Raw genomic sequence first — 23,557 nt, 5'->3', positions numbered from 1 at the left:
GGGAACCGGCGAACGGCCCGTAATGACAGGGATTTGAGGCGGTCGTTCGACCTGAGCCGCAAACCCCGCGTCAGAGGGCCGAGTCGAGGACGCCCTTCATCCAGCGCGGATGCTCGAGCACGCGGCCGCAGCCGATGGCCACGCAGGACAGCGGATCGTCGGCCACCGACACCGGCAGGCCGGTGTGGTCGCGGATCTCGGCGTCCAGGCCGCGCAGCAGCGCACCGCCGCCTGTCAGCATGATGCCCTTGTCGGCGATGTCGGCCGCCAGTTCCGGCGGGGTGGCTTCCAGCGCGACCTTCACGGCCTCGACGATCTGAGTGACCGGCTCGGCCAGGGCCTCGGCGGCCTGGCGCTCGGAGATGCGGACCTCCCGGGGCACGCCCTGCATCAGGTCGCGGCCCTTGACGTCGATCGACAGACCCTCGCCGTCGGCGGGGATGCGGGCGGTGCCGATATCCTTCTTGATGCGCTCGGCGGTGGTCTCGCCGATCAGCAGGTTATGGTTGCGGCGCATATAGGAGATGATCGCCTCGTCCATCTTGTCGCCGCCGACGCGGACCGAGCGCGAATAGACGATGCCCGACAGCGACAGGACGGCCACCTCGGTGGTGCCGCCGCCGATGTCGACGACCATGGAGCCGGTCGGCTCGTGGATCGGCAAGCCGGCGCCGATCGCGGCCGCCATCGGCTCGTCGATCAGGCCGACGCGGCGGGCCGAGGCGTTCAGGCAGGAATCGTTGATGGCGCGGCGCTCGACGGCGGTGGCGCCCGACGGCACGCAGACGATGACCTTGGGGTTCACGAAGCCCTTGCGGTTATGCACCTTGCGGATGAAGTGCTTGATCATCTCTTCCGCGACTTCGAAGTCGGCGATGACGCCGTCGCGCATCGGGCGGATGGCTTCCATGTGGCCCGGGGTCCGGCCCAGCATCTGCTTGGCCTCTATGCCCACGGCGTGGACGATCTTGCGTCCCCCGACGTTTCTGAGCGCGACGACGGACGGCTCGTTCAGCACAATGCCCTTGCCCTTCATGTAGATCAGGGTGTTGGCGGTGCCGAGGTCGATGGCGATGTCGTTGGAGATCGCGCCGAAAATACTGTTGAACATGGTTTCGGGATACCGTTCGTTCGGGCCTGGAAAGGGCGTTCGCTGTCTCGATCCGCTTCGGCGACGCCCCGGCGGCGCGCATCCCCTGCACACCGCCTCCTGATCGTTATCGCCTGACCGACCGAAGGCCCGTTTGCCCTTGTGCGGAGGGGATTACAAGTCCCATGCGACGCGTCCGGCGCGCCCGCCCCCGGTATCCCCGGCTTGGCCGTTCACGTTCCCGTCAGCCAAGCTTGCTGTCGGCCTTCCCGCTAGTCCGGCGCGCCGGCCGCGCGTTCGCGCCGCTTGACCAGTTCGCGGACGCCCAGCATCAGGCCCAGCCAGACCACGGCGACGCCGGCGAGGATCAACGAGGTCCACACCCCGTCGCCGCTGACCGCCGACACCACCGCCCCGCCGAAGAAGGCCACCAGAGCGGTCTTGGGCAGCACGCCCAGCCCGCAGCCCAGCAGGTAGGCGGGAAAGGCCGCGCGGGTCGCGCCGAAGGCCATGTTGACGACGATGAACGGCGCCGAGGGCACGTTGCGGATCATGAAGCTGGCGTAGAAGGCGTTCTTGCCGATGAAGCCCCGGAGCCTTCGCAGGGTGCGCCCGCCGTAACGGTCGAGCATCCGCGCCGTCGGGCCGCGCCCCAGCCAGTAGGTCACCCCGGCCGAGGCGATGGTCGCCACCCAGCTGTAGAGGAAGCCCATCCACGGCCCGAAGGCGACCACGCAGGCGGCGATCAGGATGAACTGCGGCGCGCCGATGAAGGCGGCGAGGATGAACAGCACGACCGTCGCGGCGAAAGCCCAGGGGCTGCCGGCGTAACCCTGGAGCCAGGCTTCGAGATTCTCCTCCGCCGCCAGACCCAGCTGGCTCTTGCCGATGGCCAGCAGGCCGACGGTGGCGCCGAGCAGCAGCGCCGTCGCCAGCAAGGTCCGCCAGCGGCGGCCTTCCATGTTGAGGATGAAGTCGAGAAGGCGACGCATGGACGCCGATTAGCATCCGGCGCGGGCGGCGGCGAGGGTCGCGGGAGCCCGCCGCGGCCGCGTTTGACTCATGCATATCCGCACGGTTATAGGTCAACTCATAGCCAACGGGTTATCGAATCCCATGCCCACCGCCCCCGACATGCTTTTCCGAACGCTCGCCGATCCGACCCGGCGGGCCATCTTTGAGCGACTGTGCCGCGAGGGAGAGCAGACGGTCGGGGCCCTGACGGCTCGCGCCGGGGTCTCGCAACCCGCCGTTTCCAAGCACCTCGGTGTTCTGAAGCAGGCCGGGCTGGTGCGCGATCGCCCGGCCGGTCGCCAGACCCACTACAGCGCGCAACTGGGCGCCCTCGCCCCGCTGATCGACTGGACCAGCGAGATGGCCGGATTCTGGGAAACCCGGCTCGACCACCTCGAAGACCTGCTCAAAAGGATGGACCAATGACCGACGCCACAACCGAAACCCGCTCCGTCGTGGTCGAGCGGGAGATCCCGTTTCCGCCGGAGAAGCTGTGGCGTGCGCTGACGCAGCCGCAGCTGATGGAGGAATGGCTGATGAAGAACGACTTCAAGCCGGTCGTCGGCCACGGCTTCAAGCTCAGGGGCGAATGGGGCGGCGTGCTGGATTGCGAGGTCCTGGCCGTCGAGCCGAACCGGACCCTGTCCTACACTTGGGATTTCGCGCACGACGATCCGGCCTATGCGCTGAAGAGCGTCGTGACCTTCACCCTGACCCCGTCGGGCGCGGGCACTCGCCTGCGCGTGGAACAGGCGGGCTTCCGCCCCGACCAGAAGCAGGCCTTCGGCGGCGCCCATGCCGGCTGGCGGCAGTTCCTGGAAAACCTGGAGCAGTTGCTGGCGCGGGACAACGATCCCGCCCGGCCGTCCTGAGAGGAGGTTCCATGAACGCCTGGATCCGGTCGCTGCACCGCTGGACGTCGATCGTCTTCGTCGCGGTGGTCGCCGCCATCTTCATCGCCCTGGGCCTCGGGAAACAGCCTCTCGAATGGGTCTATTTCCTGCCGCTGGCGCCACTCGCCTTGCTTGCGCTCACCGGCCTGTACATGTTCGCCCTGCCCTACGCCGTCCGGTGGCGCGGGCGCGGATCGGAGTGAAGGCCATGGCCCAGAAACCGAAAGAGGCGGCACAGCCGCCCCTGCTCTCCGGCGGCAATCCCCAGATCGCCAAGGGTTATGGCGACGCCCCGGTGCAGGCCTGGATCGCGGCCGCGCCGGGCTGGAAGGGCGACGTCGGGCGCCGCCTCGACGCCCTGATCGAGCGCACGGTTCCGGGTGTGAAGAAGGCGGTCAAGTGGAACACGCCGCTGTATGGCGTCGAGGAAGGGGCCTGGTTCGCCAGCTTCCACGCCTTCGATCGCTATCTGAAGGTGGCCTTCTTCCGCGGCGCGGCGCTGGATCCTCTGCCCCCGGTCGGGTCGAAGCAGAAGGACGTGCGTTATTTCCACATCCACAAGGACGACCCGTTCGACGAGGCCCAGCTGGCCGACTGGATCAGACAGGCCAGCCAGTTGCCCGGAGAACGCATGTGAACGGTCGACGCGAGGAACGACAGCCATGACCAGGATGACCAGCGACGCCGCCGACAACGCCTCCGCGTCGCAACGGATCGACGCGAAGATCGCGGCCCTCGGGGACTGGCGCGGCGAAACCCTGGCCCGGATCCGCAAGATCATCCATCAGGCGGACCCGGAGGTGATCGAGACGGTGAAGTGGGGCCGCGTTCCGGTGTGGGAGCACGCCGGCATCCTCACCACGGGTGAGACCTACAAGACGGCCGTGAAGATGACCTTCGCCAAGGGCGCCTCGCTGGCGGATCCGTCCGGCCTGTTCAACTCGAGCCTGGACGGAAACACCCGTCGCGCCATCGACTTCCATCAGGGCGACACCATCGACGAAGAGGCGTTGAAGGCGCTGATCCGCGCCGCCGTGGCCCTGAACACGTCGAAAGGCGTCTGAAGCGCGGCGCCCGCGCTCTCGCGGCATTTGATCGTCCTTTCGCAACTGCGTAAGGATTGCGCCGCCGTTCCCGGGAGTCGCCATGTCCAGCCTGCAGTCCGCCGCCCTCGCCCGCGTCAAGCCGTCGGCCACCCTGGCGGTGACCGCCCGGGCGCGGGAGTTGAAGCGCGAGGGGCGTGACGTCATCGGCCTGGGCGCCGGCGAGCCGGACTTCGACACGCCCGACAACATCAAGGAAGCGGCGATCGCGGCGATCCGCCGGGGCGAGACCAAATACACCGACGTCGACGGCATCCCCGAGCTGAAGGCGGCCGTGGCCGCCAAGTTCAAGCGCGAGAACGGCCTCAACTACGATACCAGCCAGGTCCATGTCGCGCCGGGCGGCAAGACGGTGATCTACAACGCCCTGGTGGCGACGCTGTCGGCCGGCGACGAGGTGATCGTGCCCGCACCCTACTGGGTGTCGTATCCCGACATGGTGCTGCTGGCCGGCGGCGAGCCGGTGACGGTGGTCGGGCACGAGGCCGACGGGTTCAAGCTGAGGCCCGAGGCGCTGGAGGCCGCGATCACGCCGCGGACGAAGTGGCTGATCCTCAACTCGCCGTCGAACCCGACCGGGGCCGCCTATACAGGGGCGGAGCTGGAGGCGCTGGCCGCCGTGCTGCGCCGCCACCCGCAGGTCTGGGTGCTGACCGACGACATGTACGAACACCTGATCTACGGCGACTTCGACTACCGCACCATCGCCGAGGTGGCGCCGGACCTGTACGAGCGGACGCTGACGGTGAACGGGGTGTCGAAGGCCTACGCCATGACCGGCTGGCGCATCGGCTACGGCGCGGGGCCCAAGCCGCTGATCGACCTGATGCGCAAGATGGCGGGGCAGACGACGTCGAACCCCTCGTCGATCAGCCAGTGGGCGGCGGTCGAGGCGCTGAACGGACCGCAGGACTTCATCGCCGAGCGGGCGAAGCATTTCGAGGCCCGCCGCGACCTGGTCGTGTCGATGCTCAATCAGGCGGCCGGCATCCGCTGCGCCACGCCGGAAGGCGCCTTCTACGTCTATCCGTCGATCGAGGGGCTGATCGGCAAGCGGACCGAAGGCGGCGTCGTGATCGACGGCGACGATACGTTCGCCGCCGAACTGCTGGACGCCGAGGGCGTGGCGGTGGTGCAGGGCTCGGCCTTCGGATTGAGCCCGTATTTCCGCATCAGCTACGCGACATCCGAGAGCGCGCTGGAGGAAGCCTGCCGGCGCATCCAGCGCTTCAGCGCCTCGTTGCGCTAGGCAGCGCGGCTGACGGCGAAGTCGGCCAGCTGTTCCAGCGCCGAGCGCCAGTCGCTCGCCGGGAGCGGCTTCAGCGCCTCCTGGGCGGCGGCGGCGTAGTCCCAGGCGGTGTCGAGGGTCGAGCCGATCGCGCCCGTGCCGACGATCAGTTCGCGGGCGCGGCGGAAATCGTCGTCGGTGCGCTCGCCCTTGTTGATGGTGCGTTCCCAGAAGGCGTCCTCGCGGCCGCGCGTGCGGGCGGCGGCGAGTAGCAGGGGCATGGTCACCTTGCCTTCGTGGAAGTCGTCGCCGGCGTTCTTGCCCAGGGTCGCGGAGGCTCCGCCGTAGTCGAGCGCGTCGTCGGCCAGCTGGAAGGCGATGCCGAGGTTGAGGCCGTAGGCGCGCAAGGCCTGCACCGCCGCCTCGCCCGCTCCGGCCCCGACCGCGCCGGCCTCGGCGGCGGCGGCGAACAGTTCGGCCGTCTTGGCCGAGATGATGCGCAGATAGGTGTCCTGGTCGAGGTTCAGGTCGTGGGCGCGGGTCAGTTGCAGCACCTCGCCCTCGGCGATGACGCTGGAGGCGGTGGCGAGGATGCCGAGGGCCCGCATCTGGCCGGTCTCGACCATCAGCTCGAAGGCGCGGGCGAACAGGAAGTCGCCGACCAGCACGCTGGACGGCGCGCCCCAGATCAGGTGGGCGGCGGTCTTGCCGCGGCGCAGGTTGGAACCGTCAACGACGTCGTCGTGCAGCAGGGTGGCGGTGTGGATGAACTCGACCGCCGCGGCCAGTTTGCGCGAGGCCTCGATGTCGTCGGCCGGGCCGGACGCGCGCGCCGCGGCCACGGTCAGCAGCGGACGCAGACGCTTGCCGCCCGCGGAGACGAGGTGCTCGGCCAGCAGCGGAATCACCGGCACCTGCGACTGCATCCGTTCGATGATGAGGGCGTCGACCCTGACCATGTCGCGCTGCGCCAGCCGCACCAGCGGTTCTACGTCTCCCTTGGGACGGGATTGGGCGACGGTGACTGCGTCCAACGTAGAGCTCATGGGCACGGCGCGCGGGAGGATCGCGCCTGAAAATCCGCTCGCCGCTTGCAGGGCGACGACGCGGCGCACAATGGTGATCGGGCCATGAAGGGTCAAGCCACGTGACGGTCGCACCGTACGTTCCGCAGGGCGGAGACATCGTCGAGGACGCCCTGCTGGGCGGGCGCGTCCGGCTGCGTCAGCCGGCCCGGGGCTATCGCGCCGGCATGGACGCAGCCTTGCTGGCGGCCGCGGCGGGCGCGGGACCGGGCGAGCGGGTGATCGAGGCGGGCTGCGGCGCGGGGGCGGTCTTGATGCAGGTGGTGGCCCGGACGCCTGGCGTGCGCCTGACCGGCGTCGAGCGGGATTCGGCCATGGCGGCCCTGGCCCGGGAGAATGCGGCGCTGAACGGGGTTGAGGCCGAGATCGTCGCCGCCGACGTCGCGGCCGGCTTCCGGGCGCTGGGGCTGGAGCCGTTCGACCGGGCGATCAGCAATCCGCCCTTCTTCGACGATCCGGGCGCGCTGCGGGCCCCGGCGGCGGGCAAACACGCGGCGTGGATGGCCGATGACGGGCTGGCGGCCTGGACGCGGTTCCTGCTCAAGGCGGTGCGCGAGGGCGGGCGGATCGTGGTCGTCCACCGCGCCGACCGGCTGGCCGACCTGCTGGCCCTGCTGGGCGTGAAAGCCGGGTCCTTCTCGGTGAGGCCGGTGCATCCCTATGCGGACGAGCCCGCCAAGCGGGTGCTGGTCCAGGCGATCAAGACCGGCAAGGCGCCGCTGCGGCTGCTATCGCCGCTGGTGTTGCACGACCGGTCAGGCGGCAAGCACACGGCCGAGGCCGAGGCCATCCTGCGCGGGGAAGCGGCCCTGCCCTTCTGATCCCCCGCCCCTTGCGCTAGAGAGCCGCCATGTCCCTGCGCCCGCTGTTCGTCACCCAGGTCTATGAAGCGTCGCTGGCGGCCGCGCCGGGCTTTGCCGCCTTCAACACCGCCCTCGCCGACGCCTGCCGCATGCTGGCGGCGGAGGATCAGGCCGGGCGCGCCTGGTGCCGCGAGCACGGCTATCGCGGCTACACCTCCTACGGCTCGCTGGCCGACCTGCCGCACCGGATGCCCGAGTTCGCCGAGCTGAAGCGGCATCTGGACCGGCACGCCCTGCTCTATGCGAAGGCGCTGAACTTCGACCTGGCGCGCAAGCCGCGGCTGGACAGCCTGTGGGTCAACATCCTCAAGCCGGGCGGCGGCCACAGCGGCCACATCCATCCGCACGCCTTCCTGAGCGGCACGGTCTACGTCGAGGTCCCGGACGGCGCCTCGGCCCTGAAGCTGGAGGATCCGCGCTTGCCGATGATGATGGCTCGCCCGGCCGTCCATGCCGACGCGCCGGAGACCGAACGGCCCTTCGTCTACCTCGCTCCGCAGGCCGGAACGGTGCTGATGTGGGAAAGCTGGCTGCGCCACGAAGTGCCGCCGAACGCCGCGAAGAGCGAGCGGATCTCGATCAGCTTCAACTACGCCTGAGGCCGGCGAAACCGTCCCAAGCCAGCTATGTCACCGGCATGGCAATCCTCGTCGATGGCGGGGCCAACGCCTGAGCACGGCGGGGGCGTCCGCGCCCCCGCCTCCCTCTCCGCCTCAGTGTATCCCGGACTTCATCCGCTTCATCTCCTCGTGATCCGTGCGGATCGCGGCGCATTCGGATTCGATCAGACGGCGAACGTGGTCGGGCAGGTCGGGGTCCCGCGAGGCGCTCTCGAACTTCTCCTCGATGAAGCTCTCGCCCCGATCGACCTCGGCGAGCACGCTTTCGTCGTCGCGACCCATCACCTTGCCTTTCAGCTCGGTGAAGATGTTGTGGGCCTTGCCCATGGCGGACTGGTCGGTTTCCGGTTCGGCGCCGAAGCTGCGGACCTCGGACTGGAGACGGCGAGAAAGCTCCTCGCGGGTCGAGGCCTTGTGCGACAGCAGGGAGCGGATCGGCGGGCTCTCCGCGCCTTCCGCCGCGTCGCGGTAGCCGTTGGCGCTGTCGAGCGTGGTTTCGATGAGGCTGTTGAGGACCTTGACGGCGTGATCCTGGTTTTGCACGGCACTCTCCTTTGGCGGGGGGAAAGCCGACAAACCGTTTCGAACGCCCGGACGTTCCCGGCGGGACGTGGGTATTCCGTGTTCGCGCGCCGTGTCAGTCGAAACTGGCGGGCGAGGAGAACGGCTCCGACGCGTCCAGCACGAACATCACCCACTGGTCGAGGTCGCTCGCGCCGCAGCTGGTCAGCTGCATGACCGCGCCCGGATCGTGGCCGTTCATGGCCTGACCGGCCGCGGCCTCCGCGTCGCCATGCATGGTTTTCTGGCACAGGCGACCCGACCGGACGAAGAATGCTTCCGAACCCGGATGCCTGTGCACCGGAGTCTGGGCGCGGGGCGAGCCGCCGGCGCGGTTGAGCCGCAACACCCATGCCGACGCCTCCGGGACAGGCACGGGTCCGATCTCGGCCTCAAGCCGCATGCCCGGCGTGCGTTCCCCTGGCGGGCCGAGGGTAAAGCGCCACACCCGGCCGTCCGCCTCGCCGGTCAGGGACAGGTCGGGATCGGCCGGCCCGACCGCCGCCTCCGTCGGGGCCGTCTCCACGCGCCAATGAAGCGGGCCGGCGGGCAGGACGGCGACATGACGCTCAGCCACCAGATCGACGCGGAAGGCGTTTGGCGCCGCGGGTGTCTGCGCCGACGCCGGGTGCGGCGTGAGCCCGCACAGCAGGCCCGCGCAAACGGCCGATATTCCGCGCACTTCCCGGAGATCCATGGTGACGCCTCCGCGTGACGCGGCACTGTATCATGCCCGGGCCGCCTTCAAACCGCCGCGCGCTGTCGCTAGACATTTGCCCTGACGGCGCGCGGTCGCTACATCCCGCGCCAACCTCCCCCCATTTCCGGACGACAGGGCGCACCGCACCTCATGGCGCAGCAATACATTTTCCAGATGCAGGGTCTGACCAAGACCTTTCCCGGCGGCAAGAAGATCTTCGAGAACATCTGGCTGAGCTTCTACAACGACGCCAAGATCGGCGTGGTCGGGGTCAACGGCTCGGGTAAATCCACCCTGCTGAAGATCATGGCCGGCCTGGACAGCGAATTCACCGGCGAGGCCAAGGCCGCCGAGGGCGTCAAGCGCGGCTATCTGGAGCAGGAGCCGCAGCTCGATCCGGCCCTGAACGTGCGCGAGAACGTCGAGGCCTGGTGCGAGGAGAAGCAGTGGGTCACCCGCTTCAACGCCATCGCCATGGAAATGGCCGAGAACTATTCCGACGAGCTTATGGAGGAGATGACCGCCCTCCAGGAGAAGATCGACGCCGGCGACGTCTGGGACATCGACAGCCGCATCGAGATGGCCATGGACGCCCTGCGCTGCCCGCCGGACGACTGGGAGGTGACCAACCTCTCGGGCGGTGAGAAGCGCCGCGTGGCGCTGGCCCGGCTGCTGCTGTCCAAGCCGGACATGCTGCTGCTCGACGAACCGACCAACCACCTCGACGCCGAGTCGGTGGCCTGGCTCCAGCACCACCTCGAGAACTTCCCCGGCTGCGTCATCCTCGTGACCCACGACCGCTACTTCCTCGACCTCGTCACCAAGTGGACGCTGGAGCTGGACCGCGGCAAGGGCCACCCGCACGAGGGCAACTATTCCAGCTGGCTGGAAGCCAAGACCAAGCGCGTCGTGCAGGAGCAGTCGGAATCCGAAGCCCGCCAGCGCGCCCTGACCCGCGAACTGGAATGGGTCCGCTCGGGCGCCAAGGCCCGGCAAGCCAAGTCCAAGGCCCGTCTGGCCGCCTATGAGCGGATGGTCGACGAGCAGGAAAGCATGCGCGGGGCCCAGACCCACGCCGTCATCCAGATCCCGCCGGGCCCGCGCCTCGGCAATGTGGTGCTGGAAGCCGAGGGCCTGGAGAAGTCCTATGGCGACAAGCTGCTGTTCAAGGACCTGACCTTCAAGCTGCCGCCGAACGGCATCGTCGGCGTCATCGGCCCCAACGGCGCCGGCAAGTCGACCCTGTTCCGCCTGATCACCGGCCAGGAGCAGCCGGACGCCGGCTCGATCCGCGTCGGCGAGACGGTCAAGCTGGCCTATGTCGACCAGAGCCGCGACGACCTGAAGCCGGACGAGACCATCTGGCAGGCCATCTCGGGCGGCACCGACGTGATGATGGTCGGCAAGCGCGAGATCAACACCCGCGCCTATGTCGGCAGCTTCAACTTCAAGGGCGGCGACCAGCAGAAGAAGGTCGGGCAGCTGTCGGGCGGCGAGCGCAACCGCGTGCACCTGGCCAAGACCCTGGCCACGGGCGGCAACCTGATCCTGCTCGACGAACCGACCAACGACCTCGACATCGAGACGCTGCAGAACCTCGAGGAAGCCTTGGAAGGCTTCGCCGGCTGCGCCGTGGTCATCTCCCACGACCGCTGGTTCCTCGACCGTCTGGCCACCCACATCCTCGCCTTCGAGGGCGACAGCCACGTGGAGTGGTTCGAGGGCAACTTCGAGGCGTACGAGGAGGACAAGAAGCGTCGTCTGGGCGTCGAAAGCCTGATCCCCCACCGGATCAAGTTCCAGAAGTTCGGGCGCTAGGACGGACGCTTGGCGACGGCGGTCGGGGCTGGTCTAATCGGGCCATGCCCCAACGCCCCGCCCTGTTGATCATGCAGCGCCACCTGGCGCCGCTGACGGCGTTCCTCGAGAGCGCCTACGACGTCTATCGCTTCTGGGAGGGGCCGCCGCTGGAAGCGGAGCACGACATCCGGGCGCTGGTGGTGGCGGGCGAGTTCCCGCTGGACAAGCATCTGATCGAGAGCCTGCCCAACCTTCAGCTGATCGCCTGCTTCACCTCGGGCTATGACCGCATCGACGTCGAATGGTGCCGGGCCCGGGGGCTGGCCGTGACGCACGCCCCGGGGGTCAATCACGAGGACGTCGCCGACCACGCCCTTGGCCTGATCCTCGCCGCCCGCCGCCAGATCGCCGCCGGCGACCGGGCCCTGCGGGCCGGGGACTGGACGGTCGATTCCAAGATGATCACCCCGTCGTTGAACGGACAGCGTCTGGGCGTGGTCGGGCTGGGGAACATCGGCGAGGCCGTGGCCCGCCGGGCCGAGGCCCTGCGGATGACGGTCCGGTGGTGGGGGCCGCGCGACAAGCCCGCCGCCTGGCCGCGCGCGGCCTCGTTGCTGGAACTGGCGCGGGACAGCGACATACTGGTGGTGGCCTGCAAGGCGGACGACGGCAATATCGGCCTGGTCTCGCGCGAGGTCATCGAGGCGCTGGGGCCCGCCGGCCTGCTGGTCAACGTGGCGCGGGGCCAGCTGGTCGACGAAGCCGCCCTCATCGCGGCGCTGAAGGACGGGCGGCTGGGCCAGGCGGCGCTGGACGTGTTCGAGGAGGAACCGACCGACGCGAGCCGCTGGGCCGACGTCCCCAACACGCTGCTGACGCCGCACACCGGCGGGGCGACGACCGAGGCGGTTCAGGGCATGCTGATGCTGCTGATGCAGAACCTTCAGGCGGCGTTCGCGGGCGAGCCGCTAAAGACCCCGGTCCCCGAAGACTGATCAGATTCGGACACTGGCGCGGCCGGTGCGGCATGGCATAGTCGGGCTCGTCCTCAAGTTGCGAGTCCGCCTTGTCCGAAGCCGCTCCCGCCCTGCGCCTCGAATGCTTTCCCACCCGCCCGTCCCCGCCGCCGCTGGTTCCCGGCCGGCCCGACCGCGACTGGATGGACGCCTTCACGGCCCGCCACCCGTATCGCTGCCTGCCCCTGAGCATGGCCAATACGACCGGATGGGAAATCCTGTGTCCGTTCGGCTTTGAGGCGGAATGGGACGGCGGCCTCGGCGCGGAGGCCATCCAGTTCAAACCTGACGCCGACGCCACCTTCTTCGAGCATTTCGCCGCCTCGCACTTCACCCATGGCATCATCACCTTCCACACGGGGTGGCTGTTCCGGACGCCGCCGGGCTGGGCGCTGCGGGCGTCCGGCGCCCCCAACCGGTTCAAGCACGGGCTGGCTCCGCTGGAGGGCCTGGTCGAGACCGACTGGCTGCCCTACCCGTTCACGATGAACTGGGCTTTCACCGCGCCGGGCAAGGTGCGGTTCGAGAAGGACGAGCCCTTCTGCTTCATCCAGCCGGTCGAGCACCGTCGCATCGAGGCCTTCGAGCCGGTCCGGGCGTCGATGGACGACGACGCCGATCTGGCCCGGCAGTACGAGACGTGGAAGGAGACCCGGACGCTGTTCAACAACAGCATGGCCGCCGGCGATCCGGAGGCGATCAAACAGGCCTGGCAGCGCTACTACTTCCGGGGCGAGTATCCGGACCAGGCCGAGCCCAGGCCCGAGGCCCACGTCAACAAGCGGCGGCTGGCCGCCCTGCCCGACGCGCCGCCCACGCCCACGATTCCGGCCAAGGTCGACTTCAGGGGCTGGTCGGCCGTGGGCGCCGCGACCCCGAGGACTCCGGACAAGGACTGATCAGTCGCCTCCGGGCATCTCCGGCATCGGCATGGGTTCGGGCGCCGGCATCGGGATCGACGGCGGCCGCGGGGGCGCCGGCGGCCGGGGCAGTTCGGCCTCCGACAGGGTCCCGTCTCCGTCGGCGTCCATGCGGGTGAACATCCGCTCCGTCCCGGCCGTCAGTTCCTCACGCGAGATGCGGCCGTCGTTGCTGGAGTCGGACTGGGCGATCATCCGGCGCAGACGTCCCCCGCCCATGGCCGCGGCCGGGCCGCTGCTCAGGGCGGCCAGTTCGTCGCCGGTGATGGCGGCGTCCTGATTGACGTCGAGGTGGCCGAACAGCCCGTCGGTCCAGGCCGGGATGTCGGCCATGGTGCGCGGCGGGCCCATGCGGGCTCCGGGGCCGGAGGCGGGGCCCGGCGGCGTCTGCGCCACGGCGGGAGCGGACAGAAGGCACAGGGCGCCGATGGAGGCCGCGAGGGCATGGAGGATCATCTGACGGGTCCCCGGAAGACTTGCTCGATCCCGGCAGAGTGTGCCCGATCCCCGCCGGTGACCAGCGGATTCCGCTTGCATAACCATATAAGGATATCTTTATATGACCTCATGTCACTGACTGCCGACCAGACCGTAGAAGCCCTTCGCGCCGCGGGTGAGCCCACCCGCCTGCGGATTCTGTCCCTGCTGGCCGGCGAGGAGCTGTCGGTGATGGAGTTGTCGCGCATCCTCGACCAGAGCCAGCCGCGCGTGTCCCGGCACCTCAAGCTGATGACCGACGCCGGGCTGATCGAGCGCTTCCCGGACGGGGCGCGGGTGTTCTATCGCCTGACGTCGGAGGCCCCGGCGCGGCTGCTGATCGACACCGTCCTCGACGGGCTGGACGCCTCGGCCGGCGAGACGGACGACCGGCGGCTCGAAGAAGTGCGGCGCGATCGCGAGATCGCCGCCGGCGCCTATTTCGAGCGCATCGCCCCGCAGTGGGACCGCATCCGATCGCTCTACGTCTGCGAAACGGCGGTCGAGGCCGCCATCCAGAAGGCGGCGGGCGACGGGCCCTTCGAACGGGTCGTCGATCTGGGCACCGGGTCCGGCCGGATGCTGACCCTGCTGGGCAAGAAGGCGAGGATGTCGCTCGGCCTCGACCTGAGCCACAACATGCTCAACATCGCCCGCGCCAATGTGACGAAGGCGGGTCTCGACAAGGTCGAGCTGCGCCACGGCGACATCTTCTCGACCCGGCTCCCGGAGGGCAGCGCGGATCTGGTGCTGGTGCATCAGGTGCTGCACTACCTCGCCGATCCGGCCGTGGCGGTGGCGGAGGCGGCGCGACTGGTCATGCCGGGCGGACGGCTGCTGATCGTCGATTTCGCCCCGCATACGCTGGAGCACCTGCGCGAGGAACACCAGCACCGCCGTCTGGGATTCGCCGACGAAGAGATGCGCCGCTGGCTGGGCGAGGCCGGGCTGGTCCCGTCGGCGCCGATCGCCCTGCCCCCGGACACCGACGGCCTGACCGTGGTCATCTGGACCGCCGAGCGCGCGGCCGAGGCCAAGGCGCAGGTCGCGTGACCGCCCCGGCCCTCAGTCTCGCCGAGGCCCGCGCCCTGCTGCTGTCCCCGCTGGGGCCGGTGGCGCGGGCCGGGCGCGACTCGTCGCGGCCGCGCGTGTCGTTCGAATTCTTCCCTCCCAGGAGCGATGAAGCCGAGGCCAATCTGTGGAAGGCCGTCACCCGGCTGGCGCCCCTGGACCCGGATTTCGTCTCGGTGACCTACGGCGCCGGCGGCTCGACGCGGGAACGCACCCACCGCACGGTGCAGCGCATCCTCGCTGAAACCGCCCTGACGCCCGCGGCCCACCTGACCTGCGTCGAGGCCAGCCGGACGGAGATCGACGCCGTCATCGACGGCTATCGCGCCGCCGGGGTCCGTCACATCGTGGCCCTGCGCGGCGATCCGCCGGCCGCGAACCCGAGCCTCGGCGGGGTCTATGCGCCGCGCGCCGACGGCTACGCCAACGCCACCGAGCTGACCGCCGCCGTGGCGCGTCGGGGCGGTTTCGAGATCAGTGTGGGCTGCTATCCCGAGGGCCACCCCGAAAGCCCTTCCCTCGCCCACGACATCGACGTGCTGAAGGCCAAGGTCGACGCTGGAGCGACCCGGGCCATCAGCCAGTTCTTCTTCGACATCGATGTGTTCCTGAGGTTCCGGGACCGCGTGCGGGCCGCGGGCGTCACGATTCCGATCATCCCCGGGGTCATGCCGGTGAGCAATTTCGCCGGGCTGAAGCGGATGTCGGCCGGCTGCGGCGCGACCGTGCCGGACTGGCTGGCGGCGCATTTCGACGGGCTGGACGACGACCCCGAGACGCGCAAGTTGATCGCCGCCTCCGTGGCCGCCGAAACCTGCGCCCGGTTGCAGGAGGAAGGCTTCGCCGACTTCCACTTCTACACCCTGAACCGCGCCGACCTGGTCTATGCGATCTGCCGGGTGCTGGGCGTGCGCGAGCAGAGGGTCGCCCATTGACGCGTCCGGACCGCATCGCCGCCCTCCGCGCGGCCGCCCGGGACCGCATCCTTGTCCTCGACGGCAGCTGGGGGGTGATGATCCAGCGCCGTGACCTGTCGGAAGCCGAGTTCCGGGGCGACCGCTTCTCCGGTCATCCGGTGCAGATGAAGGGCAACAACGACCTCCTGTGCCTGACCCGCCCGGACGTCGTCAGCGACCTGCACGACCAATATTTCGCGGCCGGCGCCGACATCACCGAGACCAACACCTTCTCGGCGACGACCATCGCCCAGGAGGACTACCGCCTGTCGGCCGACGACGTATTCGACCTGAACCTGGCGGGCGCGCGGCTGGCGCGGGCGGAGGCGGACCGCTGGACCGCGAAGACGCCGGACAGGCCGCGCTTCGTGGCCGGCGCGATCGGGCCCCTGAACAAGATGCTGTCGATGTCCTCGGACGTGAACGATCCGGGCGCGCGGCTGGTGACCTTCGACCAGGTCTACGACGCCTACAGGCAGGAGGTCCGGGCGCTGAACGAGGGCGGCGTCGACCTCTATCTGATCGAGACCATCACTGACACGCTGAACTGCAAGGCTTGCATCAAGGCGATCAAGGACCTTGAGGATGAAGGGCTGGAGCCCCTGCCGATCTGGATCAGCGGCACCATCACCGACCGCTCGGGCCGAACCCTGTCGGGCCAGACGGCCGAGGCCTTCTGGAACAGCGTGCGCCACGCCAAACCGTTCGCGATCGGCTTCAACTGCGCGCTCGGCGCCGACCTGATGCGGCCGTTCATCGCCGAGCTGAGCCGGGTCGCCGACACCCTGGTCGCCGCCTATCCGAACGCCGGCCTGCCCAACGCCATGGGCCAGTACGACGAGCAGCCGCATGAGACGGCGCATTTCATCGAGGAATGGGCGGCCTCCGGCCTGGTCAACATCGTCGGCGGCTGCTGCGGAACGACACCGGAGCACATCCGGCATGTGGTGGATGAGGTGGCGGGCCTGCCGACGCGAGAGATTCCCGAACGGCCGGTGGCGATGCGGTTGTCGGGACTCGAACCGTTCGAGCTGGTGGCGTGATGGGACAGCGCACGATTTCCCTCTCCCGAGGGGAGAGGGAGGGGCCCGCCGCGAAGCGGTGGGAGGGTGAGGGCCCACGCTCTTTCCGGGCGGGCGCCGTAACCCCTCATCCTCCCACGCCTGAGGGCGCGGGCCCCTCCTTCTCCCTCTGGGAGAAGGTTTCCTAGATGCGCCCCACCTTCATCAACGTCGGCGAACGGACCAACGTCACCGGCTCGGCCAAATTCAAGAAGCTGATTATCGAGGGCGACTATCCCGCCGCCCTGTCGGTGGCGCGTCAACAGGTCGAGGCCGGGGCCTCGGTCATCGACATCAACATGGACGAGGGCCTGCTCGATTCGAAGCAGGCCATGGTCACCTTCCTCAACCTCATCGCCGCCGAGCCCGACATCGCCCGCGTGCCGGTGATGATCGACAGCTCGAAATGGGAGGTCATCGAGGCGGGGCTGAAATGCGTCCAGGGCAAGCCGATCGTCAATTCGATCTCCATGAAAGAGGGCGAAGCCGCCTTCCGCGAACACGCGGTGAAGTGCCTGCGTTACGGCGCCGCCGTGGTGGTCATGGCCTTCGACGAGCAGGGTCAGGCCGACACCGCCGCGCGCAAGATCGAGATCTGCACCCGCGCCTATCGCATCCTCGTCGACGAGGTCGGCTTCCCGCCCAAGGACATCATCTTCGACCCCAATATCTTCGCCGTGGCGACCGGGATCGAGGAGCACGACAACTACGCCGTCGACTTCATCGAGGCGACGCGGGTGATCAAGGCCACCCTGCCCTATGCGCGGGTGTCGGGGGGGGTGTCGAACGTCTCGTTCAGCTTCCGCGGCAACGAGCCGGTGCGGCGGGCCATCCACTCGGTGTTCCTGTATCACGCCATCCAGGCGGGCATGGACATGGGCATCGTCAACGCCGGCGACCTGCCGGTCTATGACGACATCGATCCGGTGCTGCGCGAGGCGGTCGAGGATGTGATCCTGAACCGCCGCCAGCGGACCAATGTCTCGAACACCGAGCGGCTGGTGGACATGGCGCCCGACTACAAGGGCGAGAAGGGCGCGGCGCGCGTCGTCGACCTGAAATGGCGTGACGCCCCCGTCGGCAAGCGCATCGAACACGCCCTGGTGAACGGCATCACCGAGTTCATCGAGCAGGACACCGAGGAAGCGCGACTGCAGGCCGAACGTCCACTGCATGTCATCGAGGGCCCGCTGATGGACGGGATGAACGTCGTCGGCGACCTGTTCGGCTCGGGCAGGATGTTCCTGCCGCAGGTGGTCAAGTCGGCGCGGGTGATGAAGCAGGCGGTGGCCTGGCTGGAACCCTTCATGGAGGCCGAAAAGGCAGGCAAGCCGCGCGAACAGGCCGGCCGCATCCTGATGGCCACGGTCAAGGGCGACGTCCACGACATCGGCAAGAACATCGTCGGCGTCGTGCTGCAGTGTAACAACTACGAGGTCATCGACCTCGGCGTCATGGCCCCGGCCGACCGCATCCTCGACGCCGCGGTCGAGCACGAGGTCGACATCGTCGGCCTGTCGGGGCTGATCACGCCGTCCCTCGACGAAATGGTCTTCGTGGCGCGCGAAATGGAGCGCCGCGGCTTCGACATTCCGCTGCTGATCGGCGGCGCCACCACCAGCCGCACCCATACGGCGGTCAAGATCGAACCCGGCTACAGGTCCGGATCGACCACCTATGTCATCGACGCCAGCCGCGCCGTCGGCGTGGTCGCCGGCCTGCTGTCGAAGACGGAGCGGGCGAAAAACGAGGCCGCCACGCGGGACGAATACGTCCGTATCCGCGAGCAGTACGCCCGCGGCCAGACGGCCAAGGCCCGGACACCGATCGACAAGGCGCGCGAGAACCGCTTCCCCATCGACTGGGCCGCGCCCCGGCCGAAGGCGCCGTCCTTCCTGGGCGTGCGGGCTTTCGACAGCTGGGATCTGGCCGACCTGACCGACTATATCGACTGGACGCCGTTCTTCTCGAGCTGGGAGCTGACCGGCCACTTCCCGGAAATCCTCAAGGACGAGATCGTCGGCGAGGCGGCGCGCGACCTGTACCGCGACGCCCGCGCCATGCTGCGGCGGATCGTCGACGAGACATGGTTCCGGGCCAGCGGCGTGGTCGGGTTCTGGCCGGCCAATGCGATCGGCGACGACGTGGCCGTCTACGCCGATGAGGGCCGGACGACGGAGATCGCCCGCTTCCACACCCTGCGTCAGCAGATGGCCAAGACCAACGGCAAGGCCAATCTGGCGCTGGCCGACTTCATCGCGCCCGAGGGCCAGGACTGGATCGGCGCCTTCGCCGTCACCGCCGGTCACGGCGAACTGGAGGTGGCCCAGCGGTTCCGCGACGCCGGCGACGACTATTCAGCCATCCTGTCGACGGCCCTGGCCGACCGGCTGGCGGAGGCCTTCGCCGAGGCGTTGCACCGGAAGGTGCGCACCGAGCTGTGGGGCTATGCTCCTGACGAGACCGCCTCGACCGAGGACCTGATCGCGGAAAAATACCAGGGCATCCGCCCGGCCCCCGGCTATCCGGCGCAGCCGGATCACACCGAGAAGGCCACCCTGTTCCGCCTGCTGAACGCCACCGAAAACGCCGGCATCGTCCTGACCGAAAGCTTCGCCATGACGCCGCCGGCGGCGGTGTCAGGCCTGTATTTCGGACACCCCGACAGCCACTATTTCGGCGTCGGCAAGATCGACCACGACCAGGTCGAGGACTATGCCCGCCGCAAGGGCTGGGATGTGGCGATCGCCGAACGCTGGCTGGGGCCGATCCTCAACTACGACCGGGACACGGCGAAGGCGGAAGCGGCCTGAACCGCCCTACTCCAGCCCGACCTCTTCGGGCGTGGCCGGCGGGGTGGTGATGTTCTCGCGCAGGCGCCGCGCGGCGTGCTCGCAGCGCCCCGGCAGGCCGAAGAACAGGCCGAAGGCCTGACTGCGCACCGCCTCTTCCTGACCGGCCAGCGGCGCCCATTTGGCGGCGGCCTCGGCGGCGGCCGCCTCGGCGGCGGCGCGGCTGCCGGCCGACTGGCGCGGCCCGGCGGCGTCGAGGGCGGCGCGGAAATCGGCGGCCTCAAGCTTGCCGAGGCGGACGATGTCCCGGTCCAGCGGGTCGGCGTCGGTCAGGGTCTCGCCCAGCGCCACGTGCCCGTTCACCAGCGCCTCGCACCAGGCGACCAGCGGATAGTCCGCCTCGGGCGCGCCGCGCGGCAGCGGGTTAGCGTAGGCCACCGCCTCGCGGATGCGCAGGGCGTCGGCCGTCTCCCCCGTGGCCGGGCCGGCGGTGACGACGGGACCGTCCTGGCGGGCGGCGGCGGTCGGAGCCGTCTGGGTCATCAGGGCGGCGGCGAGGGCGAGGCTGGCGATCATGTGGGCTCCGGAGTTGTGCGCCGCGTCGGCGGGTTCGGATGCCGCAACGCTTCAGACCCCGCAATGGTTTTTCCATGGCAGGCGTTCAGCAAAGAAAAAGGCGGCGGATCCGAAGATCCGCCGCCCGGTAGTCTGGTCTTTTCCGACCGCTGATTAGAAGCGGTAGGCGATGCTGAAGCGCACCGAACGCGGCGCCTGGTAGGCCGAAGCCTTGCCGTAGTTCGGGTCACGCGGATCGACGTCGACTTCGTCCTGCGCCACATCCCCGAACTCGTTGAAGTCCTGGGCCGACGAGAAGTCGAACACGTTGAAGACGTCCGCGCGAAGCACGAGGCTGTCGCCCGGGATTTCAAACACTTCGCCCAGATCGTAGGCGAAGGTCAGGTCCAGGTTCTTCAGCCACTCGCTTTCGAACTGCGAGCCCCGCGGCGTCGCGACACCGTCGATGACGTCGTTGTCCGTGAAGTCGCAGAACCACGACGCCGCCTGGTAGCCCTGGGCGAAGACGTCGGTCGGGTGGAAGCCCTGGCAGCCGAACTTACGCGGCGACTGAACGATCAGGTTGGCGCCGATGTTCAGAGCCGGCGTCGCTTGCCAGTTACCGAAGACCTTGAACGTGTGTTCGCGGTGGTTGGGCAGGAAGCCGAACGAGTTGTCGGTCAGGCCCGGCTGGTCGAAGTCCTGCGACAGACCGGGGTCGGTCTGACCGTTGTCGGACTTCAGGGCGCCTTCGTAGTTGCCTTCGCTTTCCGACCAGACGTAGCTGAAGCGCGCGCCCCACACGCCGTCGAACGGCTTGTCGAGCGAGAACTCCACCGCTTTGTAGGTGCGGTCCGGCACGGGGTAGTTCAGGGCGTCCGCGGTCAGGGTGATTTCCCGGTCCTCGGTGATCGCACCACCCGTGGCGCGCGACAGGTCGGCGCCCGAGAGCGTGATGACCATGTCTTCGCCGGGGTTGGTCAGCACGTATTGGTGGAAGCCGTACCAGACGTTGTAGCAGATCGCCTCGGACAGACCGCCGCCGGCCGCCTCGCAGTAGTCGAGGACGGCGGCGTCGATGGCGACGTCATCGATGGCCGTACCCAGTTCGCGGTACGTGCCCTTGATGCCCATCGTCCAGTCGCCGAACACGCGCTGCTCGTAGCCGAGAATGAACTCGTCCACGAACATCGGGTCGATTTCCTTGTCGACCGAGGTCGCCGTGCCCTTGATCGTGCCGTCGGCGAGGTTGGTGGCGCCGACGAGGTTGAGCAGGAACGGCTCATCCGTGGTGTCGTGGATGCCGTCCTGGTTCGCGTCGTTCACCAGGTCGCCGTTGTTGACGTCCAGGTTCCAGGTGTCCTGGAAGAAGAACTCGGCGCCGGCCAGACGCTGGTTGGTGTTGACCGCAACCGGCAGGAAGTAGCGGCCCCAGAAACCGAACAGCTTGGCTTCACCGTCGCCGAAGACGTCATAGGTCGCGCCGAGACGCGGAGCCCACTGGTTCTGCAGGTCGATGAAGGCGACGCCGGCGCCGTTTTCGTTCTCGAAGCCCTCGTTACGAACGCCGAGGTTCAGGGTCAGGCGGTCGGTGACCTCCCAGGAGTCCTGGATGTAGTAGGCGTTCTGGGTCGAGGTCCAGGAACCGTCGTTGTCGTAGGCGCGGATACGGACGCGACGCGGTGCGCCTTCCAGTTCCGGGCGGCCGAGCGCGAGGGCCTGGGCTTCGGTGAACAGCGTCTGGTAGCGGTACCAGAGACCACCCGTGACTTCACCCGAGCAGGCGATATCCGGGGTGATGCCACCCGGACGGCAGTAGTTGTAGCCAGAACCCGAGTAGTCGAGCAGCTGGGTGGATTCCAGCGTCTCCTGGTCGATGCCGAGGCGGAAGTGGTGCGAACCGAAGAAGTCGGCGTAGATGTCGACGTCGGCGCGCAGAATGGTGCGCTCGTCTTCGTTCGTCGACGGCTGGCCGACGCCCCAGATGCCGCGGCGCGGGAAGCCCGGCAGCTGATCGGTGATCAGCGCGCCGGCGTCGCCGGGCGACGAGTTGTACTCGTTGTACTCGTTGACGCCGTAGGCCAGCGAGGTGGTCAGCCAGTCGGTCCACACGCCGGTGTAGCGGGCGATCCAGTTTTCACCACCGAACTTGAAGGTCGAGGGCGTGAACGAACCGATCTCCTCGCCATCGGCGTTGACGAAGATGTTCTCGGTCTGCTGCTCCTGCTCGTCGGAGAAGTAGGTGAACTCCAGACGGTGGTCATCGGTGATCAGGAAATCGACCTTGGCGCCGTAGAACGGGTCGTCCGAAGTGACCCGCGTCCCGTTCGCACCAGCGCCGAACGCCGGATCGACCGTCGGCGTGCCGATGTTGACGGCTTCGCGATCGCGGATGTTGTACAGGCCGAAGATGAACAGACGGTCCTGAATGATCGGGCCGCCGAAGTCGAAGATGATGTCCGAGGACTCGGTCTCGTCGAAACGGTTCTGGGCCAGGTAGGTGTCCGGCGAGTCCTCACGGAGCGAGTCGGGCTCCCAGTAGGCGGTGACGCCGAATTCCCACTCGTTGCCGCCCGACTTGGTCGTGCCGTTCAGCACGCCGCCGGTGCCACGGCCGAACTCGGACGAGTAGCCGCCGGTCTTGGTTTCCAGCGTCTGGTAGAATTCGAACGGAACCACCGACGAGCCGGTGAAGTCACGGAATTTCGTGATGTTCAGGCCGTTGATGAAGTAGGTGTTCTCGCCGGCCGAGGCGCCGCCGATGGTCGGGATGCCGCCGAAGGCCGTATCCGAGGCGGTGACGCCCGGGGCCAGCAGGGCCACGGCGCCGGCGTTGCGGGCGATAGGAACGTTACGCGACAGTTCCTCGACGTTGACCGTCAGGCCGGTCGTCGTGGCGTCGAATTCCGAAACCGCGCGACGAACGCCGACGACGACGACTTCGTCGATCTGCGTGGCGTTGTCGGCCGCGGCGCCCATGGTCAGGGTCAGCGAAGCGGTGCCGCCCGACCCGACGTTGACCGTGTCGGCCAGGGAGTTGAAGCCCGGCGCGTTAACGACGACTTCATACACGCCCTGCGGCAGCGCCACGGCGCGGAAGCCGCCCGAGGCGTCGGTGGTGAAGCTGCGCGAGAAACCCTGGCTGACCGACGTCAGGACGACTTCGGCGCCCGCGACCGGGGTGCCGGCCTGGTTGGTCACGGTGCCGGCGACGGCGCCCTGGGTCAGGTTCTGCGCGATGGCGACCGAGGGCGTCATCAGGGTGAGGGCCGGAGCCGCCACCAGCGCCATAAGCGCCGTTCCGCCGATCATGGTCGAGTGCAACAAGCGCTGCTTGATGGTTTGGGTCTTCAAAGGGTGGTCCTCCTGAGACCGCCGGACGCTTCTCAAAGGAAGCGATCGTCGACGGTTAACCAAACTCCGCGCACCCCAATGCACGCAGATTGCCTTGACCTTAGACTTGGCAATGAGCGGGCGCAGCATAATTACGTCGGCGTAACCCGATCGCTGCCACTCTGTCGCAATCCCGCCACACACGAGGTGAACTCATTGAAATCGCGCCGCAAAGGGGCGCCATGATTGCGTCGCTTCGCGGCCCCTCGTTGCAGGTCCGGGCCGCTGGACGGACCCTGCCGATCCTTTGAGGAGCCGCGCGAGGGTGAGAGGCGCCGTGTGGAATCACTCGTGCAGGGGCGCGCCCCATGGGGTCGCGCGGCGCAGGACGCGATGGAGCGGACGACAACGGTACCAAA

Annotated in this window: 23 protein-coding genes; 15 read left to right on the top strand and 8 right to left on the bottom strand. The window is 68.5% G+C overall.

Annotation, left to right across the window (positions count from 1 at the left end; genetic code table 11):
- Positions 1-70 precede the first annotated feature (70 nt).
- Entirely contained in the window at positions 71-1,111 is a 1,041-nt protein-coding gene (locus ACSQ1L_RS01005) for a rod shape-determining protein (RefSeq protein WP_168048822.1), read from the bottom strand.
- Positions 1,112-1,362: 251 nt separating this feature from the next.
- A complete protein-coding gene (locus ACSQ1L_RS01000; RefSeq protein ID WP_435991082.1) occupies positions 1,363-2,082 on the bottom strand; it encodes a TVP38/TMEM64 family protein in 720 nt (239 codons plus the stop codon).
- Between the two features lie 124 nt (positions 2,083-2,206).
- On the opposite strand from ACSQ1L_RS01000, the gene ACSQ1L_RS00995 reads away from it, so the two are divergent.
- The 6 genes from ACSQ1L_RS00995 (at position 2,207) to ACSQ1L_RS00970 (ending at position 5,349) form a co-directional block, all read left to right on the top strand.
- Positions 2,207-2,530 (top strand): ArsR/SmtB family transcription factor, encoded by a 324-nt coding sequence (locus ACSQ1L_RS00995; protein ID WP_435991080.1) that lies wholly within the window; start codon positions 2,207-2,209, stop codon positions 2,528-2,530.
- Positions 2,527-2,976, top strand: a complete 450-nt coding sequence (locus ACSQ1L_RS00990) for an SRPBCC family protein (RefSeq protein ID WP_435991078.1) — start codon at positions 2,527-2,529, stop codon at positions 2,974-2,976. Before ACSQ1L_RS00995 ends, ACSQ1L_RS00990 begins: the two co-directional genes overlap by 4 nt.
- An 11-nt stretch (positions 2,977-2,987) precedes the next feature.
- Positions 2,988-3,200 carry a hypothetical protein gene (locus ACSQ1L_RS00985; RefSeq protein WP_435991076.1) on the top strand — a complete coding sequence of 71 codons (213 nt, stop codon included), beginning with the start codon at positions 2,988-2,990 and terminating at the stop codon, positions 3,198-3,200.
- A 5-nt stretch (positions 3,201-3,205) separates the two neighbouring features.
- Positions 3,206-3,634, top strand: a complete 429-nt coding sequence (locus ACSQ1L_RS00980; RefSeq protein WP_435991074.1) for a DUF1801 domain-containing protein — start codon at positions 3,206-3,208, stop codon at positions 3,632-3,634.
- A 25-nt stretch (positions 3,635-3,659) separates the two neighbouring features.
- Positions 3,660-4,061, top strand: coding sequence for a DUF1801 domain-containing protein (locus tag ACSQ1L_RS00975; protein ID WP_435991072.1), 402 nt, complete (start codon positions 3,660-3,662; stop codon positions 4,059-4,061).
- 82 nt (positions 4,062-4,143) lie between these two features.
- Positions 4,144-5,349, top strand: a complete 1,206-nt coding sequence (locus ACSQ1L_RS00970; RefSeq protein ID WP_435991070.1) for a pyridoxal phosphate-dependent aminotransferase — start codon at positions 4,144-4,146, stop codon at positions 5,347-5,349.
- On the opposite strand, the gene ACSQ1L_RS00965 is transcribed toward ACSQ1L_RS00970, so the two are convergent.
- Positions 5,346-6,374: a polyprenyl synthetase family protein gene (locus tag ACSQ1L_RS00965; RefSeq protein WP_435991063.1), complete on the bottom strand. Its 1,029-nt coding sequence runs from the start codon at positions 6,372-6,374 to the stop codon at positions 5,346-5,348. The two genes, ACSQ1L_RS00970 and ACSQ1L_RS00965, sit on opposite strands and share 4 nt — an antisense overlap.
- A gap of 101 nt (positions 6,375-6,475) precedes the next feature.
- On the opposite strand from ACSQ1L_RS00965, the gene ACSQ1L_RS00960 reads away from it, so the two are divergent.
- Both ACSQ1L_RS00960 and ACSQ1L_RS00955 read left to right on the top strand, forming a co-directional pair.
- Positions 6,476-7,234, top strand: a complete 759-nt coding sequence (locus ACSQ1L_RS00960) for a tRNA1(Val) (adenine(37)-N6)-methyltransferase (protein WP_435991061.1) — start codon at positions 6,476-6,478, stop codon at positions 7,232-7,234.
- Between the two features lie 29 nt (positions 7,235-7,263).
- Positions 7,264-7,875, top strand: coding sequence for a TIGR02466 family protein (locus tag ACSQ1L_RS00955; RefSeq protein WP_435991059.1), 612 nt, complete (start codon positions 7,264-7,266; stop codon positions 7,873-7,875).
- 114 nt (positions 7,876-7,989) lie between these two features.
- Here ACSQ1L_RS00955 and ACSQ1L_RS00950 read toward each other — a convergent pair whose 3' ends face one another.
- Both ACSQ1L_RS00950 and ACSQ1L_RS00945 read right to left on the bottom strand, forming a co-directional pair.
- Positions 7,990-8,439, bottom strand: coding sequence for a ferritin-like domain-containing protein (locus ACSQ1L_RS00950; protein ID WP_435991057.1), 450 nt, complete (start codon positions 8,437-8,439; stop codon positions 7,990-7,992).
- 94 nt (positions 8,440-8,533) lie between these two features.
- Positions 8,534-9,154 carry a hypothetical protein gene (locus ACSQ1L_RS00945; protein ID WP_435991055.1) on the bottom strand — a complete coding sequence of 207 codons (621 nt, stop codon included), beginning with the start codon at positions 9,152-9,154 and terminating at the stop codon, positions 8,534-8,536.
- 153 nt (positions 9,155-9,307) lie between these two features.
- On the opposite strand from ACSQ1L_RS00945, the gene ettA reads away from it, so the two are divergent.
- The 3 genes from ettA (at position 9,308) to ACSQ1L_RS00930 (ending at position 12,872) form a co-directional block, all read left to right on the top strand.
- The gene (ettA, locus tag ACSQ1L_RS00940; protein ID WP_435991053.1) at positions 9,308-10,975 is read left to right on the top strand and encodes an energy-dependent translational throttle protein EttA; all 1,668 of its coding nucleotides are present in this window, start codon (positions 9,308-9,310) and stop codon (positions 10,973-10,975) included.
- 44 nt (positions 10,976-11,019) lie between these two features.
- Positions 11,020-11,952 carry a 2-hydroxyacid dehydrogenase gene (locus ACSQ1L_RS00935; protein ID WP_435991051.1) on the top strand — a complete coding sequence of 311 codons (933 nt, stop codon included), beginning with the start codon at positions 11,020-11,022 and terminating at the stop codon, positions 11,950-11,952.
- 92 nt (positions 11,953-12,044) lie between these two features.
- Entirely contained in the window at positions 12,045-12,872 is an 828-nt protein-coding gene (locus ACSQ1L_RS00930) for a DUF6065 family protein (RefSeq protein WP_435992481.1), read from the top strand.
- Here ACSQ1L_RS00930 and ACSQ1L_RS00925 read toward each other — a convergent pair whose 3' ends face one another.
- On the bottom strand, positions 12,873-13,349 hold the full coding sequence (locus tag ACSQ1L_RS00925; protein ID WP_435991049.1) for an EF-hand domain-containing protein: 477 nt from the start codon (positions 13,347-13,349) through the stop codon (positions 12,873-12,875).
- A 111-nt stretch (positions 13,350-13,460) separates the two neighbouring features.
- Between ACSQ1L_RS00925 and ACSQ1L_RS00920 the strand changes: the two genes are divergently transcribed.
- The 4 genes from ACSQ1L_RS00920 (at position 13,461) to metH (ending at position 19,271) form a co-directional block, all read left to right on the top strand.
- Positions 13,461-14,423: an ArsR/SmtB family transcription factor gene (locus ACSQ1L_RS00920; protein ID WP_435991047.1), complete on the top strand. Its 963-nt coding sequence runs from the start codon at positions 13,461-13,463 to the stop codon at positions 14,421-14,423.
- Positions 14,420-15,376, top strand: a complete 957-nt coding sequence (gene metF / locus ACSQ1L_RS00915; protein ID WP_435991045.1) for a methylenetetrahydrofolate reductase [NAD(P)H] — start codon at positions 14,420-14,422, stop codon at positions 15,374-15,376. The genes ACSQ1L_RS00920 and metF overlap by 4 nt, the downstream gene beginning before the upstream one ends.
- Positions 15,373-16,440 (top strand): homocysteine S-methyltransferase family protein, encoded by a 1,068-nt coding sequence (locus tag ACSQ1L_RS00910; RefSeq protein WP_435991043.1) that lies wholly within the window; start codon positions 15,373-15,375, stop codon positions 16,438-16,440. The genes metF and ACSQ1L_RS00910 overlap by 4 nt, the downstream gene beginning before the upstream one ends.
- Before the next feature lie 167 nt (positions 16,441-16,607).
- Positions 16,608-19,271 carry a methionine synthase gene (gene metH / locus ACSQ1L_RS00905; protein WP_435991041.1) on the top strand — a complete coding sequence of 888 codons (2,664 nt, stop codon included), beginning with the start codon at positions 16,608-16,610 and terminating at the stop codon, positions 19,269-19,271.
- A gap of 6 nt (positions 19,272-19,277) precedes the next feature.
- On the opposite strand, the gene ACSQ1L_RS00900 is transcribed toward metH, so the two are convergent.
- The gene (locus ACSQ1L_RS00900; protein WP_435991039.1) at positions 19,278-19,826 is read right to left on the bottom strand and encodes a hypothetical protein; all 549 of its coding nucleotides are present in this window, start codon (positions 19,824-19,826) and stop codon (positions 19,278-19,280) included.
- A gap of 153 nt (positions 19,827-19,979) precedes the next feature.
- A complete protein-coding gene (locus ACSQ1L_RS00895; RefSeq protein ID WP_435991037.1) occupies positions 19,980-23,159 on the bottom strand; it encodes a TonB-dependent receptor in 3,180 nt (1,059 codons plus the stop codon).
- Positions 23,160-23,557 lie beyond the last annotated feature (398 nt).

It is taken from the genome of Brevundimonas sp. LjRoot202, from assembly GCF_964253355.1.
Classification (GTDB): domain Bacteria; phylum Pseudomonadota; class Alphaproteobacteria; order Caulobacterales; family Caulobacteraceae; genus Brevundimonas.
This window is presented reverse-complemented; position numbering and strand designations above follow the sequence as displayed.

Excerpts from the sequence above, each read along its gene's own strand:
- ACSQ1L_RS00985 (WP_435991076.1), top strand. The coding sequence starts at position 2,988 with ATGAACGCCTGGATCCGGTCGCTGCACCGCTGGACGTCGATCGTCTTC.
- ACSQ1L_RS00935 (WP_435991051.1), top strand. The coding sequence starts at position 11,020 with ATGCCCCAACGCCCCGCCCTGTTGATCATGCAGCGCCACCTGGCGCCG.
- ACSQ1L_RS00900 (WP_435991039.1), bottom strand. The coding sequence starts at position 19,826 with ATGATCGCCAGCCTCGCCCTCGCCGCCGCCCTGATGACCCAGACGGCT.
- ACSQ1L_RS01005 (WP_168048822.1), bottom strand. The coding sequence starts at position 1,111 with ATGTTCAACAGTATTTTCGGCGCGATCTCCAACGACATCGCCATCGAC.
- ACSQ1L_RS00990 (WP_435991078.1), top strand. The coding sequence starts at position 2,527 with ATGACCGACGCCACAACCGAAACCCGCTCCGTCGTGGTCGAGCGGGAG.
- ACSQ1L_RS00995 (WP_435991080.1), top strand. The coding sequence starts at position 2,207 with ATGCCCACCGCCCCCGACATGCTTTTCCGAACGCTCGCCGATCCGACC.
- ACSQ1L_RS00945 (WP_435991055.1), bottom strand. The coding sequence starts at position 9,154 with ATGGATCTCCGGGAAGTGCGCGGAATATCGGCCGTTTGCGCGGGCCTG.
- ACSQ1L_RS01000 (WP_435991082.1), bottom strand. The coding sequence starts at position 2,082 with ATGCGTCGCCTTCTCGACTTCATCCTCAACATGGAAGGCCGCCGCTGG.
- ACSQ1L_RS00920 (WP_435991047.1), top strand. The coding sequence starts at position 13,461 with ATGTCACTGACTGCCGACCAGACCGTAGAAGCCCTTCGCGCCGCGGGT.
- metH (WP_435991041.1), top strand. The coding sequence starts at position 16,608 with ATGCGCCCCACCTTCATCAACGTCGGCGAACGGACCAACGTCACCGGC.
- ACSQ1L_RS00980 (WP_435991074.1), top strand. The coding sequence starts at position 3,206 with ATGGCCCAGAAACCGAAAGAGGCGGCACAGCCGCCCCTGCTCTCCGGC.
- ACSQ1L_RS00970 (WP_435991070.1), top strand. The coding sequence starts at position 4,144 with ATGTCCAGCCTGCAGTCCGCCGCCCTCGCCCGCGTCAAGCCGTCGGCC.
- ettA (WP_435991053.1), top strand. The coding sequence starts at position 9,308 with ATGGCGCAGCAATACATTTTCCAGATGCAGGGTCTGACCAAGACCTTT.
- ACSQ1L_RS00925 (WP_435991049.1), bottom strand. The coding sequence starts at position 13,349 with ATGATCCTCCATGCCCTCGCGGCCTCCATCGGCGCCCTGTGCCTTCTG.
- ACSQ1L_RS00975 (WP_435991072.1), top strand. The coding sequence starts at position 3,660 with ATGACCAGGATGACCAGCGACGCCGCCGACAACGCCTCCGCGTCGCAA.
- ACSQ1L_RS00955 (WP_435991059.1), top strand. The coding sequence starts at position 7,264 with ATGTCCCTGCGCCCGCTGTTCGTCACCCAGGTCTATGAAGCGTCGCTG.
- ACSQ1L_RS00965 (WP_435991063.1), bottom strand. The coding sequence starts at position 6,374 with ATGAGCTCTACGTTGGACGCAGTCACCGTCGCCCAATCCCGTCCCAAG.